Source organism: Weissella tructae, assembly GCF_000732905.1.
GTDB classification, from domain to species: domain Bacteria; phylum Bacillota; class Bacilli; order Lactobacillales; family Lactobacillaceae; genus Weissella; species Weissella tructae.
Genome location: NZ_CP007588.1, coordinates 1294133 through 1309257, shown reverse-complemented (window position 1 = coordinate 1309257; position 15125 = coordinate 1294133). Strand labels below are relative to the sequence as shown.

General features: G+C 40.2%; 16 protein-coding genes. 8 read left to right on the top strand and 8 right to left on the bottom strand.

Annotated elements, in window-relative coordinates; all coding sequences use genetic code 11:
• Nucleotides 1–10: 10 nt before the first annotated feature.
• The 3 genes from WS08_RS06505 (at nt 11) to WS08_RS06495 (ending at nt 3569) form a co-directional block, all read left to right on the top strand.
• Nucleotides 11–2356 (top strand): glycoside hydrolase family 65 protein, encoded by a 2346-nt coding sequence (locus WS08_RS06505; protein ID WP_009765168.1) that lies wholly within the window; start codon nt 11–13, stop codon nt 2354–2356.
• A gap of 5 nt (nt 2357–2361) precedes the next feature.
• Nucleotides 2362–3033: a beta-phosphoglucomutase gene (gene pgmB, locus WS08_RS06500; protein WP_009765167.1), complete on the top strand. Its 672-nt coding sequence runs from the start codon at nt 2362–2364 to the stop codon at nt 3031–3033.
• 137 nt (nt 3034–3170) lie between these two features.
• A complete protein-coding gene (locus WS08_RS06495) occupies nt 3171–3569 on the top strand; it encodes a hypothetical protein (RefSeq protein WP_009765166.1) in 399 nt (132 codons plus the stop codon).
• Nucleotides 3570–3626: 57 nt separating this feature from the next.
• On the opposite strand, the gene WS08_RS06490 is transcribed toward WS08_RS06495, so the two are convergent.
• The 6 genes from WS08_RS06490 to WS08_RS06465 form a co-directional block, all read right to left on the bottom strand.
• Entirely contained in the window at nt 3627–5444 is a 1818-nt protein-coding gene (locus tag WS08_RS06490; RefSeq protein WP_009765165.1) for an FAD/NAD(P)-binding protein, read from the bottom strand.
• An 8-nt stretch (nt 5445–5452) separates the two neighbouring features.
• Nucleotides 5453–6112: an NAD(P)H-hydrate epimerase gene (locus WS08_RS06485; protein ID WP_009765164.1), complete on the bottom strand. Its 660-nt coding sequence runs from the start codon at nt 6110–6112 to the stop codon at nt 5453–5455.
• A gap of 384 nt (nt 6113–6496) precedes the next feature.
• Nucleotides 6497–6715: a hypothetical protein gene (locus WS08_RS06480; protein WP_009765163.1), complete on the bottom strand. Its 219-nt coding sequence runs from the start codon at nt 6713–6715 to the stop codon at nt 6497–6499.
• 20 nt (nt 6716–6735) lie between these two features.
• The gene (locus WS08_RS06475; RefSeq protein ID WP_038528646.1) at nt 6736–6963 is read right to left on the bottom strand and encodes a hypothetical protein; all 228 of its coding nucleotides are present in this window, start codon (nt 6961–6963) and stop codon (nt 6736–6738) included.
• Nucleotides 6964–6997: 34 nt separating this feature from the next.
• Nucleotides 6998–7582 (bottom strand): hypothetical protein, encoded by a 585-nt coding sequence (locus tag WS08_RS06470; RefSeq protein WP_009765162.1) that lies wholly within the window; start codon nt 7580–7582, stop codon nt 6998–7000.
• Nucleotides 7583–7675: 93 nt separating this feature from the next.
• Nucleotides 7676–7927: a hypothetical protein gene (locus WS08_RS06465; RefSeq protein WP_009765161.1), complete on the bottom strand. Its 252-nt coding sequence runs from the start codon at nt 7925–7927 to the stop codon at nt 7676–7678.
• 174 nt (nt 7928–8101) lie between these two features.
• Between WS08_RS06465 and WS08_RS06800 the strand changes: the two genes are divergently transcribed.
• The 4 genes from WS08_RS06800 (at nt 8102) to WS08_RS06445 (ending at nt 10683) form a co-directional block, all read left to right on the top strand.
• A complete protein-coding gene (locus WS08_RS06800; RefSeq protein WP_009765160.1) occupies nt 8102–8620 on the top strand; it encodes a helix-turn-helix domain-containing protein in 519 nt (172 codons plus the stop codon).
• A gap of 102 nt (nt 8621–8722) precedes the next feature.
• Complete coding sequence (locus WS08_RS06455; protein WP_009765159.1) at nt 8723–9061, top strand: hypothetical protein; 339 nt, start codon at nt 8723–8725, stop codon at nt 9059–9061.
• 81 nt (nt 9062–9142) lie between these two features.
• Complete coding sequence (locus WS08_RS06450; RefSeq protein ID WP_009765158.1) at nt 9143–9853, top strand: MIP/aquaporin family protein; 711 nt, start codon at nt 9143–9145, stop codon at nt 9851–9853.
• Nucleotides 9854–9954: 101 nt separating this feature from the next.
• Complete coding sequence (locus WS08_RS06445; protein ID WP_009765157.1) at nt 9955–10683, top strand: hypothetical protein; 729 nt, start codon at nt 9955–9957, stop codon at nt 10681–10683.
• A gap of 79 nt (nt 10684–10762) precedes the next feature.
• Here the strand turns inward: WS08_RS06445 and WS08_RS06440 are convergent, their stop codons facing one another.
• On the bottom strand, nt 10763–11656 hold the full coding sequence (locus WS08_RS06440; protein ID WP_038528639.1) for an NADP-dependent oxidoreductase: 894 nt from the start codon (nt 11654–11656) through the stop codon (nt 10763–10765).
• 2 nt (nt 11657–11658) lie between these two features.
• On the bottom strand, nt 11659–13224 hold the full coding sequence (locus tag WS08_RS06435; RefSeq protein WP_038528636.1) for a glycosyltransferase family protein: 1566 nt from the start codon (nt 13222–13224) through the stop codon (nt 11659–11661).
• Nucleotides 13225–13608: 384 nt separating this feature from the next.
• Here WS08_RS06435 and WS08_RS06430 point away from each other — a divergent pair, with 384 nt between their 5' ends.
• Nucleotides 13609–15030: an APC family permease gene (locus WS08_RS06430; protein ID WP_009765154.1), complete on the top strand. Its 1422-nt coding sequence runs from the start codon at nt 13609–13611 to the stop codon at nt 15028–15030.
• The last annotated feature ends 95 nt before the right edge of the window (nt 15031–15125 follow it).

Sequence of the window (15125 nt, the reverse complement as noted above, 5' to 3'; positions counted from 1 at the left end):
GGAGCTAAGGATGGCAGAAAAAGCATGGCGTTTAATGTATAACGGGTTAGAAACGGAAAAACGTGCCTACGGACAAGAATCACTTTTGACATTGGGAAATGGATATGTTGGTTGGCGTGGTGCATCAGTATTTCAATCATTTGATGAACACAACTATCCCGGACTATATGTTGCAGGTGTCTTTAATCAAACACGAACAGAAGTTGCGAACAAAGATGTTGTGAACGAAGATATGGTCAATCTGCCAAATCCACAGCTATTTAAATTAACTTTGGATGACCAACCAGTCGTCATTAACCATGACACGATTACACATCGTGAAGCCGGGGTTGATTTCCAAAACGGTTTGTTCACCGAAGAACTAACCGTAGCCGTGCCACAAGGTCAATTGACTTTACGTACAGTGAAAGCGGTCGACCCTAAGCAATACCACATGCTAGGAATTCAACTGGCGATTACAGCTGATTTTTCAGCACAATTGCAAGTAGAAAGTATCATTGATGGAACTCTTTTGAATCAAAACGTTGCACGTTACCGTGCATTTGATTCACGTGAATTCAATGTAACTGAAATTGCTGGTGATATTTTAACTGCTAAGACACGTAGTACTGATATTGATATTGTCGTTGGTGCTGAAACAACTAGTGATGTGATGACATTCCAAAATGTTGAAGGTCCGGCAGACATGCAAGTGTCAACGGGTGAAGTTACACTACAAACAAATCAAACGGTACAAATTGATAAGTTAATTGCAATTGGTACAAGTTATGAATTGTCAGAACCACTAGTATTTGTTCAAGCAGCTTTGGCTACACATAGTGTTGATAAGGTAATTGAAAGTAGTACAGCATACTGGCAAGAAGTTTGGGAAACGGCGGACATTCAATTAGACTCTGACGATCCTGACATGCAATTGATGATTCGTATGAATATCTTCCATATTCGTCAAGCGGCGCAACATGAGGCCAATAAGGATTTAGATGCATCCGTTGGGTCACGTGGGTTAACAGGTGAAGGATATCGTGGACACATCTTCTGGGATGAAATCTTTGTGGTGCCATATTATGCTGCGAATGATCCAGAAACAGCACGCGATATCTTGCGTTACCGAATCAAGCGTATTGATGCGGCGAAGAAGAATGCTATTTTAGACGGTGAAGCTGGGGCGATGTTCCCATGGCAATCAGGGATGTACGGAGATGAACAATCACAGTTCATCCATTTGAACACCGTTAACAATGAATGGGAACCAGACAATTCTCGCCTACAACGTCACGTGTCATTGACCATTGCTTACAACATTTGGGTCTACACACAAATCACAGGTGATACATCATTACTACGTGAAGGTGGTCTGGAATTGTTGTTGGAAACAACAAAGTTCTGGTTGAACAAGGCTGAAGAAGATGCAGATGGACGTTACCACATTGCTGGAGTTATGGGACCTGACGAATATCATGAAGCATACCCAGGTACAGAAGCCGGTGGGATTAAGGATAATGCCTACACGAATTTGATGCTGACATGGTCATTGAACTGGTTGCTTGAATTAGCTGAAACGCAAACAGAAATGTTTGAATCAGTTGCACATGAAACAGACTTTGGTTCAGATTGGCTAAACCTAGCCAAGAATGTTTCTAAGGGATTAGCGTTAGAAATTAGTCCTGAAGGAATCATTGCGCAATATGCGGGTTACTTTGATTTAGAAGCGGTAGATTTTGCAGCATATGAAGCGAAGTACGGCGACATTCACCGTATCGATCGTTTGTTGAAGGCAGAAGGATTGTCACCAGATGATTACCAAGTCGCCAAGCAAGCAGACACGCTAATGACCATTTACAACTTAGGTAATCGTCATATGGCCAAGCTTGTTGCGCAACTTGGTTACGACTTACCAGAGAATTGGTTGGCCTTGAATAAGGATTATTATCTAGCGCGTACAGTCCACGGTTCAACAACTTCACGTCCGGTATTTGCTGGAATTGATGTGACTTTGAATAATATGGATGAAGCCCTAGATTACCTAACAACTGCGATTGGTTCTGACTACTATGACATTCAAGGTGGAACCACTGCAGAAGGTGTTCACATTGGTGTTATGGGTGAAACATTAGAAGTCATTCAAAATGAATTTGGTGGGGTAATGTTACGTGATGGATTGGTCTCAATTGCACCAAATCTACCAACGTCTTGGCATCGTCTAGCCTTTACGCAAAAGTACCGTGGCACAATGTTGACGTTTGAAATGACACCTGAAGCAGTGACTGTAATGGCTGATGCACCATTGGATGTTGAAGTATATGGACAACCAGTTTCATTGGCTGCGAATACGGCACAGACTTTTACTAAAGGATAAGCGCTATGACATTTGAAAATATTAAAGGATTCGCATTTGATATGGATGGTGTTTTGGCTGATACAGCCAAATTCCATTCAATTGCCTGGCGTCAAATTGCAGAAGAAGTTGGGACAACATGGACACCAGAATTAGCTGAAAATCTAAAAGGAATTGACCGTATGGGTTCTTTGGATTTGATTCTAACGACGGGTGGTATGGCTGATGAATATGATTTGGCAGCCCGAGAAGCGTTGGCGACTAAGAAGAATGATAACTACCGTAATTTGATTTCAGAATTAACGCCTGATGATGCCTTACCAGGCATGCGTGAATTCTTGGCTGAATTAAAAGCGGCAGGGTACAAGATGAGTATTGCGTCGGCATCAAAGAATGCTGGTTTTATCGTCGATCGGTTGGGTATCTCAGATTACTTTGAAGCGATTGTTGATCCAGCATCTGTTGCGGCAGGAAAGCCAGATCCAGCCATTTTTAAAGCAGCTGCGGACGTATTGAACTTAGCACCTGAAGAAGTAATTGGATTGGAAGATTCTGGCGCTGGGATTCAATCAATTAATGGTGCGGGTGAAATGTCCGTGGGAATTGGGGATGCAGATGCCCTAAGTGATGCAGATATTCTATTTGCTTCAACCAAAGATGTGACACTTGCAAATATTAAGGCTAACTGGCCTAAGTAAGAAGAAAGCTTTGTGTCTGAAGACTAAATTTAATTAAAAGGGAAGGATGTTAACCATTCTTCCCTTTTGGTATGTGTTAAGATAGTAGACATATGAGGGTATGAAATAATCATGTTAAATCTTAGGGGGATTTTAAAATGATGATTAAGAAGAAGTGGGCGTCATTGTTACCATTCCAACAGAATTTGGTAGCTCTGGTGGTAGGAGTATTCATTGTTACGTTGGTATCAAACATTATAACGGGTCGGGAAGTATGGTATAACATGTCCTTTGTGATTATGTTGATTGGAATGTATGTGACATGGATGTTATTGGAAAAATTCACTCGTACTAGTGTGCAACGTTTTGTTATTCCATTTGTTATTGTATGGGTTGGTTTGAGTATCTCATCATTTTTTGATGGGAGTTACTGTGACTACACGACATTCATCGTGACTGGCGCTGTTGCAGCGTTTGTTGCGGTAATGATGATGTTAGGTGCTAAACTAGTTGAAACGCAATTGGCCGAGCATGAAAAAGAATCAAATGATGACTAATTAAAAAAGGTGATGTTACGCATAACGTAACATCACCTTTTATTTTGTTATCACAATTTAGCTATTTTGAAACATGGTTTGTGCAATCGTTTCAGCATCACGCATATTTAAATCGCCATCATCTGGTCGGGGTAAGAAGGTAGTAAACCAACGCTTTCCTTCAGTTGGTAATCCCCAAATAAAGAAATTATCCAATTGTCCAGTTGGTGTTTGGACTTGAAGCGTTTGAATATTTACATCTGTGGCCGGAATTTGGTAAGTTGAGCCATCTTCACGAGACATAGTATATTCTTGAACGGCATGTGTTTCACGTAATTGAGACATTAATGGATCAATGACTTTATTGAGATTCGTTGTGGGTAAGCGAGCCTCTACCAAAGCTTGTGCTTGCCAATGTTCGCCAGTACTATCTTGTGCCAGGTATTGATTGTCTTGAACTGAAACTTTTAACTCTGGACCGGTAATCGTCATAACTTCAGCCTGAATTAAAGCGTCTAATTGTTCAATACGTTCAAGCGGCGGACCAACTGCAACGGTATTATTGAAGGGTCCAAATTCGGTTAGAAATGCTTCGTAATTTGTCCCATCAAAAATACCATTAGCTAGATACTTACGGATCAATGCACGAAGGTCTTTGACAACTTCATACGATGCAGAATAAGGGCCAAAGGCATTTCCTTGCTTCGCATCCATGATGTCTAACTGAAGTAGTTGTGACATCTGCAGTGCGTCAGATGAAGTTGTATGTGGGAATACATGGTCCCAATCATAGCGATATTCTACCGGGAAATCGAAATCTTTGACCGCTTGTTCTACATCAGGGCTATCAATTAGTGTTTGTAAGAAATTGGCATGATTACCGGAATAAATATCAGGTTGTTCACGTAATAGGTTAGTGTAATAGACTAATTGCATTTCGGCTTTAATTAAGCGGAAAAAAGTATCGAATGATGCAGGTACGGTTTCTGTTAGACGTGCAGTGGTAAAAATCTTTGGTTCATAACTAACGTGGGCTGTTTTTTGGTTTACACCACGTGCATGCGCCAATTGGCCACGACGAGAACCAGCAATAATATGAGGTTCTTGTCCAGAAGCTTCGTAAGTTAATGCCCCAGATTCTTGACGAATGAATTTACCGCCACGACCAATTGTTAAGGCAGCCATATAGTCGAAGAAACTCAAACCAAGACCACGCATGATAACGGGGGCTTTAGCTGGTAACTCTTCTAATGCGGCTTCGCCAGGATGACCAACTGGTAGGTAAATTAGTTGATTGGTTTCAGCTGCTGTTGCGAAATTGATTTCTTCGGCTGTTGGCGCATTAGGTAATTGGCCAGGCGTTAACACAACTTTGTCGGCAGAAAACAGTTCGCCATTATCTAATGTCAATTCAAAGACAGTGTTTGTTGTGTTTAGAGCGGAAACCGAAATACGACGGTGTTCCACGTTAACATGTGTCTTTGCATGAGCTTTGATTTGTTGAAAAGCCCAGGCACTGTACGCACCAAATAATGCGCGTGCAGGGTAAGTGTTGGGTGTAATTGTATCGATTGTTTCCAAAAAGGATGCGGCGTGTGTATAGTTTTGGTCTTGAATAAACGCCTTTGCATCAGTTTGTAGCCAGTCAAACCAATTAGGTCCACGTAGGCCACCATATACTGATGGAATTGTATCATCTGAAAATAAAGTTGCGTGGGACGCAATGGTATTTGCGATGAATGTTGGGTTTTGTTCAGGGGACCAAACGCGGCCTCCAATTGGAAATGGATCGAACAAGGTGATGGTTACTGGCATAATTGATTGATTTGCATAAGTAATCAAACGCTCGGTAAGAATCAGATTGCGCGGTCCGGCGCCAATAAGTGCAATCTGCATGGATTCTCCTATTCTGCTGAAGCTTGTTCAGCGTCGAAGTCAGGGTACTTGTAAACTCCGATATCTTTAACGTAGATGTTTCCGGCACGCTTCAAACCTTCATTTTTTAGGAGTCCAGTTTTTGCGTAACCAAACGTAACCGTTGCGGCTGCGCGGATTGATGATCCCAAGATTTCTCCAGTTGTGGCATCTAATCCTGATGGTGTATCAACAGAGACAACTGGTACGTTAGCTGAGTTAATACGCTTGATCACATCACCTAGCTTTGCAGGAACAGGCTTTGACAAGCCAATTCCAAACAAGGCGTCTACGATGGCTGTGTAGCTACGGAAGTCGCTAGCGCGTTGCTTTACTTCAATACCATAGTTACGTGCGATGTTTAGTTGATTTAGTGTACGTGGTGAAGCACGCTTTTCGTCACCAAGGATTAACAAATCAACATTAATGCCTTTTTGAATTAGAAGACGTGCAATGGCAATTCCATCGCCACCGTTATTTCCTAGTCCACATAGAACAAGGACATTGCTCAGGTCAAAATCACCCGCACCTAAGACTTCGATGACTGACATAGCGGTACGTTCCATTAAGACTAATGGTGAGACCCCAATTTCATCGATTGTGTAACGTTCTAATAGTTGCATCTCTTGTGCTGTGATTGCTTCGACCATGATAAGCTCCTTTGATATGTTCATTATTTCTATTATAGGCGTTCTTGCAAGGTGGCTCAATAATAACCTGATAGGACATCAATATATCAATGGATAAATAAAAACACGTATCGCGACAATGGATACGTGTTTTGGGTATAAAAGAATTTTTTTAAGTATGATTTTGTTTCGAAAACTGATAATTATAGGTCGACGCAATGATAAAGAGACCGATTTCAATGTATAGAAAAAGTTTTCCATAATCATTGATGAAGTAACCAATTGAATTACCACGTGCTAACGAGATAGCTAAAGCTAATGAAATTAGCCAGCCGATACTAAGAATAGTTTGCCAAAATGCTAATGTGCAGGCTGACCATATGGAATGTTTAGACATTGGCACCTCTATGCTTCGTTTTTTGCTTTACGATAGGCGCGAGAAAAATCACCTGTAAAAGAGGCAATGAAGAATATTATCAAAAACACATTAGATTTTTGAACCATCATCATGACATTTGGAAAAAATAGTGATGCTACGAGAAATATTAAGAATGACCAGCCTAAAGCGATTGAGGTATTATTAAATGCTAATTTAGCGGCAGGCCAAATTAATGGATTTTTCATTGTATGGACACCTTTCTATGCTAATCCGCAAAACAGGAACAGTGTTCTAATTTAGAATGTTGGTGAGCCTCAGTATGGCGTGCTTTGTATGACATGTAATGAATTACTAATGTAAGTGTCGTAGTTGAAATCAACCCAACGACGATGTAAAACATGATTTTGTCTTGTACACCCAACGTCAAACGTTGAATAAGCCATAACGATAACCATTGTGGTAAGAGTGTTTTAGCTAAAATACGCCATTCCATATTGGCTCCTTTCTAAATGAATGTCCTTATCCAATTAATGTGCATACATGTGGGCTAAGTCAACACCACTGTTACAACAAACTTCTTCGTTGAGGATATCGTAATCGAACCAGATGTCATGATGAATAGCACGTAAATTAGTGTGTGAGCGGTAGCACGCAACTTTTAATGTTTGCTTTGTCAAAGGTAGGCCCGCAACACGTAGGGTTGATCCTAATCCTTGTTTGATTTTTTCTGGATTCAAGGTAAAACGAATGTGATACCAAGAAATATTAGCGGTATAGTCATGCGCACCATTTGCATTTTCTGTACAACACAATGGAATTGTTGCGCCACCGGGTGTTTGAATGTTGATATTTTGATCTTGTACATCAAGTACATCTTCAATGTACAAGTTTGTACGACGTACTTTTTCACGAATAATAGCTAGTGCATTTTTAGGCAATGTTTTCGCTAATTCTGTATTGATAACAAAATGACGGCCGTTGAAAGTAATCACTTTATTTGCTTGCTTTAATAATTTGTCAGATATTGTTAACTTACGAGATGAGACAGACTCGTCTGCATCGTTTTTTGTGAATAAGCCACAACCGACTAATGAATTAAATTGGGTTCCCATGTTCAAAGCTCCTCTAACTTTTCCCTAAAACAATCCGTGGCACATAATCCCCTAATTGTGTGTCACGTTATATATACTGTATGAATCCGTAAATTATTTGATCTTAGACCACATCCAGGCCTTGACCCATAAATTAGTTCCCCACATTTTGAATGGAGCCATTGATAATTGTGGACCATCTTCTGAAGTTGAAACACTCCAGTCACTCATGTATGCGGGTAGGCCTGTGGCAATTTGTGTTTTTTCAGCAGCATGTGCTGTGGTAGGTGCGACCCCTACAGGTGCGACACTAATTAATAAAGTAGATACGCAAGCAATTGTTGCTAATTTCATTTTTTTGTTCATTGTATTGAACTCCCTTTTTAGTTTCACTATCACTACACTTATAACTGTACATGATTGTGAGAATTTATGGGGAACTAACCACTTTACATCGATGTAAAGTATGCTTTACATTTGCTCTATACCAATGATTCGTGCTATCATTTATGATTATTATGAGATAAAGGGGACTAACAAATGCCCGACCTAGGACAAGCGTTAAAAGAGAGTCGTAATGCAGCCAATCTGTCACAAAATGATGTAGCAGATGCCATTCATGTATCACGACAATCAATTTCAAAATGGGAAAATAATTCACAAATGCCAGACATATCTAAAGTTAAAGATATGTGTCAACTTTACGGGGTAACAATTGATCAGTTGATGGATAAAGTTGGCGATGATGACAGTGAATCAAATGAGATACATAGCAACAGTGGGGATGGTGCAACACATAGCTTAGAAGAAAATATCAAACAAGACTACGCTAAAATTAAAGCGCAAACGCCATTCGATGATAGTGCGTTGTTATTAGTTTTGACAGTTATCTGTGCATTTATTCCGATTGTGGATTTGATTGCACCTTGGTTAGTGATGTGGAAAAACAAGAGATCTAATCGATACTATGTTTGGATTAACATTATTTGTGTTGTGACATGGCTAATTACGATGGGTTCGTATGCCGTAGCGTTCGTGATTTCAGATCGCTACTTCTAAACATTTAATTATCAAAAAAAGAAAATAGAGAATAACAAATGTATTTTTGGACTATGGTACAATGAGTGACGTTATTCTGATATTAAGAGGAGGAGAACTACTATGGATGAACATATGATTCCAGAAAACATGAGTGACGTACGTGACCGTGTTGTATTGATGCAAGCGCGTGGGTTTGAAGTCACTGAAGAAGACGTGATTAAGGAAGCATTGCGTAATGGTTTCCAAGATATCATTGATGACCGTGCTGACGGTGCCTACTTCACAATTCGTTGGGACGAAACGTTTACTGAATTGTGGGTTGTTGGGATGGACAGTGAGTTAGAAGGTAAGGCAACACCAAATGAAAAGTTTGGTAGCTTTATTGCACAATTTAAAGAAAATGCTTCTGATGTCTGGTTTGCATTAGATGCTGCATCACGTAAAATTATTGGTCGTTAATTTTAAAATTTAAGTTCCATTAATTATTGGATGTTATATAATAAGCTATATGTTTTTAAAGAAATGAATTGGAGAACAAACATGGATAAGTTAAAGGTATATTTGGCAGAATTCTTAGGAACTTTGCTATTGGTTGCAATGGGTACAGGTGCCGTTGTATTTGCAGGAGGACAAGGTGGAATCTTGCCAGTTGCGCTAGCATTTGCATTCGCAATCGTTGCAGCAGCATACGCACTTGGTGGAATTTCAGGTGCACACTTGAACCCAGCAGTATCATTGGCTATGGCCATTAACAAGCGTATGGGTTGGTCAGACTTCGTTGGTTACGTTGGAGCACAATTGTTGGGAGCATTGGCTGGTTCAGCAATGATCTTGGGAATCTGGTTCTCAATGGGTGTTAAGGGAGACATGTGGGCACAAGTTCAACTTGGATCAACAACTTACCCTAACGACGGTGTTGTACAAATTAGTGCATTGAGCGCCGGAATTATCGAAGCTGTTTTGACATTCGTCTTGGTTTTGATCATCTTGATGGTTACTTCAAAGAAGTTTGGTGCCGGAGTTGCAACTGGACTAGTTATCGCATTGACACTAGCCGGATTGATCATCGTTGGTGGTGCGTTGACTGGAGCTTCATTGAACCCAGCACGTTCATTCGCCCCAGCTTTGTTCGAAGCATTCTTGGGTAACGCTAAGGCTATGGGTCAAATGGGTGTATACCTTGTTGGTCCTATGGTTGGTGGAGCATTGGCTGCATTCACTGCTAAGTTCCTTGGTTCAGAAGAAGCTTAATTTAAAGCAAATTAAAAGACCGCTTAATCAATTGATTAAGCGGTCTTTTAACTACGTATGGATCTTGTGTGTGACATACATGTCTTAGAAAGGGATATGAAATGGAGAGTATAATTTCAAGTATAGTAAGTGATGTAATCAGTGGTGTAATTCTCATTGGTATTGCGATATTAGGAACGGTATTGTTTTGGAAAATAACAGGGCGAACATCAGTAGTTGATTTATTAGCGAATATACAACGTGACGTAGAAGATGCTATTAATAAAAAATATTTACAATTAGGATCAAGTCCAAATGGTGAGCAGCGTATTGAGGAATTTATAGCAGATAACATAGTTGCTATTGGATGGCCTGCAATTGGTGACTTGTCAGAATTTACAACATATTCTGTTCAGAAAAAGAAAGATATCATATACCCAAAAATTGAACAACATTATCCAGGCTTAAGTTCGCGTGCATTAGGTTTATATACTGGATATTTTGTGCGTTTCTTATCAGTAAAACCGGGAGATGTATTGGTAGTCCGTCCATCTGGGACAAATGAATTATATTTCCTCGTTGTAAAGTCTGCGTATAAATATAATGTAGCATTAGCATCTAAAGATATGGCGCATACAATCGAATTTGATCCAAATAGGTCTTTAAAGATAAAAAATTTGGATACTATTACAAAGAATATGGTTGCTGTTCCTGATGAAAAAACGATAGAAGATTTTAAAAAATCTGTCCTAATGGCGAGATTAACTATTACGGATTTATCAAAATTTGATAGGTTAATCGAAGCAATATTTGAATCTGACTCTGAATACATTGAATCAATTGAAAAATAAATTAAAGTTGTTCAATGGTACAATATGAAAAAAGCTCATTCAATTATGAATGAGCTTTTTTCATATCTTATTTCACTGCTTAAAACGTTAACACTAATTTACCTTGGGGATGATCCTCAAGCATAATACGGTGAGCGGCCTGCAGATTTTTTTCGTTAAAAGGCATAACATCTGCGATATTAATCGTGATGTCGCCATCACTCATATGTGTAAAGAGCGCAGAGAGATGATTACCAGTACCACTTGCAAAGACTTCAGAGACATTGTCGCTTGCTGTGATGTCTTCAGGCAGTGGCGTTAGAGAAATGAACTGACCTTGTGGTGATAAACGTTGGATTAATTGCTGAGCTAAGTCATTATCATTGATAGTGTTTAGAACACCGTCAAAAATAATATCGGGTACATTATCATCTGTTACCACAGAGACGTTTAATTCTGCCATACGCTCCATTTGGTTTGGACGAACTAAGGCATAAACATTGGCGCCACGTAATTTAGCGATTTGAGCTGCAGTGGTTCCAACGGCTCCAGCTGCACCAGTGATTAGAATGTTTTGATTTGCTTGTACATCTAGAACGCTTGTTATCATTTCAAAACCAGTGGCTGCGCCTAAAACAGCGGCCACAGCTACTTCATCAGATAGATTGTCAGGTACTTTAGCTAAGTTCTTTTGATGCACGGGTACAAATGATGCATAACCTTTTAAGTAACGTGTCGCCGCGACACGGTCGCCAATTTCAAAGTCAGTAACTTTGTCACCAACAGCGACAATTTCACCAACGACACTTGAACCGGGAATGAGTGGTAATGGCTTATCACCCATTAGTCCGGCAACAAATTTGACGTCATAAGGATCGATTGCGACAGCGTGATTTTGCACTAAAACTTGCGAGGGTGTTAATTCAGGGACAGGTACTTCGGCTGTTTTTAACACATCAGGTGTGCCGAATGCGGACAATTGAATAGCTAACATATTTATCCTTTCTGGTGACGAGGCCAACCAAGCGCGATAAGTGCGCCAATCCAAGTAAAGATGTTCAAATAAATAACAGGCCAAAAGACACGGTTTGGTTCGTAGTGGTTGGTAATCGTATTCTTTCCAGCCGGTGCATCAATAATTAGTGCCCCCACCTTTGACGTTGTAGGATTTTCAATCACTTGCCCATTATGTGTGACTTTAGAATGAGAATACACGATAGTTGGCACCAAGACATTTTGTTTTGCTTTATCTGAGTTCCAAGTGAGGGTTAATTCGGGTGATGTTTTCATCTGTGGATGCAGGTCGTTCAATAATATATCCTGACGATATAGTAGATAGGCATCATCTGTGGGGCTCAAGTTAGAGACCGGTAGATAATCAGGCGTTTGCTTTTGAATCATATTCATTGCGCTAGTCAAATCTTGACCAGTCCATGCAACACGTTCTTCTTGTGGCGACAATTGTCCGCGATCAACCATATATGAACGATGTTTCATAACACGATCTTGTTTGAAATAGTAAGCTGAATGAACTTCAGACACATACACTGACGCAAGATTAAAGCATACAATACCGCTGATGATGAACAGATGTGTTAGACGTTGATTAGGGATATTATCTAATAGTTGTGTTAAGAAATATCCGGCTAAGATAGCTAAAATAATGTTACTAATCACGGCTAAACGCGATGGGAACTGTAGTGTGTTCACAATTGTTGGGAAGAAATGACGTAGTGTATCCCAAGGAATTAGACTAGAAGACAAGACCAAGAAGATTAAACCAATGGTGGCAAAGTCTCGTTGGTATCCCTTGAATTGACGATAGTATAGAATCAGTCCAACTAGAACAGTCACAATTAGGACCATACCAACCAATCCGTATTGTCGTAATGAAGAAGCGCCCCAACTAAAGTGCATCGTTTTATCCATAATGTTACTTGGAATAAAAGGGGCCTTTAGTTCGTTAGAGGCATTAACGTCAATCAAAGTAATGACTAGATTACTGATTAATAGACCAAATAACGCCATGGCCCGAATAAGGGGCCAAAAAAGTGTACGCAAGGTATCAGTTGATCGGATTTGCGCACCAATGAAGAAACATAATAAACCAAAACAAGCGATTAAGGCACTTAAGAAATGAATTTGCGTCAGTATGGCTAAGGCAATACTCAAATTAATCCAAGGGTAATTATCTTTGCGAGTATAAAAGTAAACACCATAGATTAGAACGAACGGAATGACAGCAGCCCCAATTGCTGTGAAAGATTGATTCAGCATCCATTGGTTTGTTAGCGGCATAGTCATGTAAAGCATCGCTGCGACGATTTGCCCTGTAAATGATAGATTCATGGCGCGTGCTAAGTAGCGAATCCCAATCCCAGCTACAAAAACAACTAAGAAACTAGATACCAGTTCGAAGACGAACCAACTCTGGCAAATAAGTAAAAGTGCACCTACTAGATAGGCAAAAATTGGACCATAGACGGCGTTGATAATGCGGCCACTACCGTTAAAACCATACATGGTTTGAAAATAATTGAATGTCCCATGTTCAATTTGCATCGCAGTATCGTAGAAACGATTAAAGTGGAATAAAGCATCTACCGATAATGGGGCTTTGCATCATGATTTGCGGTAATAATAGTACGCCAGCAAAGCATGCAATGATATAAAAAGCACGTGCCGATTCGCTTGATAATGCGGCACGTAACTTAGCGTAATGTAACATAGAAAAACTCCTGCATCTGTGAACTTATTACTTATAAGTTTATCGGAATATAACCTAAAAAGAAAATATTTTACCTATATAGATGAGAATGGGGCAACTTTCCTTGCGCCGGGTCCGTTTTAATGATAAAATTCTAATCATTCTCTAATGAATGATGGCGAAAGCCTGCATTGGTCGATTTAAATAAAAAAATTTAGGTATAGAATAGGAGTTTATTTATGGCAGGAACTGTTTGGCAGAATATGCGCCGACAAGCGAGTCCTTCGAATTATGAGGACAAGGATCAACAATTGATTCCGACGCTGCGCACAAAAGATTTAATCGCAATGGGAGTTGGGGCCGTGGTTGGGGCTGGAATCTTTACGATTCCTGGAATTGTAGCCGCCGATTACGCTGGACCAGCCGTTGTGATTTCATTTATTATCGCAGCTGTGGTAGCTGGGTTATCAGCATTAGCATACTCAGAATTTGCGTCAGCAATGCCGTTTGCTGGATCAATTTATTCATGGTCTAACGTTATTTTTGGTGAATTTGTTGGTTGGTTGATCGGTTGGATCGTGCTATCAGAATATGTTATCGCGCTAGCCTTGCTGGCATCAGGTTGGTCTGCTTACTTCCAAGGATTTATTGGTGGTTTAGGTGTAGATATGCCAACAGCCTTAAGTGGTTCATTTAACTTAGCAAATGGTCAATATGTTGACTTGCTAAGTGCCATTGCGTTGATTGGAACATGTATGTTGATCGTTCGTGGTATGAAGGGTGTTGCGATTGTTGAAAACGCCTTGGTTATCATGAAGGTTGGGGTTATCTTACTATTCATCGTTGTTGGAGCAACTGCTATTCAAGTATCTAACTGGGTACCATTTATTCCGGCACATGAAGTTGGAACGCAATTTGGTGGAATGCAAGGTATCTTCCATGGTGCCTCACAAGTGTTCTTTGCTTACATTGGTTTTGACACAATTGCCTCAAACTCAGCTGAAACCGTTGATGCACAAAAGACAATGCCAAAGGCCATCATTGGAACTTTGGTAGTGGCAACATTGTTGTTCGTTGCCGTTGCGGCTGTTTTGACAGGAATGTTCCCATACCAAGACTACGCTGGTAATGCCGAACCTGCTGCATGGGCTTTGCGTCAAGCTGGTCACTACTTTACAGCTAACATCTTGTCTGTTGTGGCCTTGGTTGGAATGTTTACAGGAATTATTGCCTTCATGATTGGTGGGTCACGTTTGTTGTACTCATTCGCACGTGATGGACTACTGCCAAAGTTTATTGCCAACTTGGATGGTAAGGGATTGCCACTAACTGCAACATTGGTTTTGACAGTTATTGCGATTGTGCTATCTTCTGCTATGCCAGTTGAATTGTTGGCTAACTTGGTTTCTGCGGGAACATTGGTTGCCTTTGGATCTGCATCATTGGGTATCTTATTCTTACGTAAGCGTAAGGATATTGATCACTCAGGATACAAGGTGCCGCTATACCCAATCTTGCCAGCGATTTCAGTATTGTGCTGTTTGGGATTGTTTGTCAGCTTGAGCCCTAAGTCAATGTTGTTGACAGCAGGTTGGATTAGCTTGGGAGCAATCTTCTACTTCGCTTATGGGATGAAACATAGCGCACAAAACAAAGATTAATCTATAAAATAAACGAAAACACTAACATTCTTTGTTGGTGTTTTCTTTTTGTTCAGATTTCACACCACAAACATGGCCGGATGTGCGATAATAAA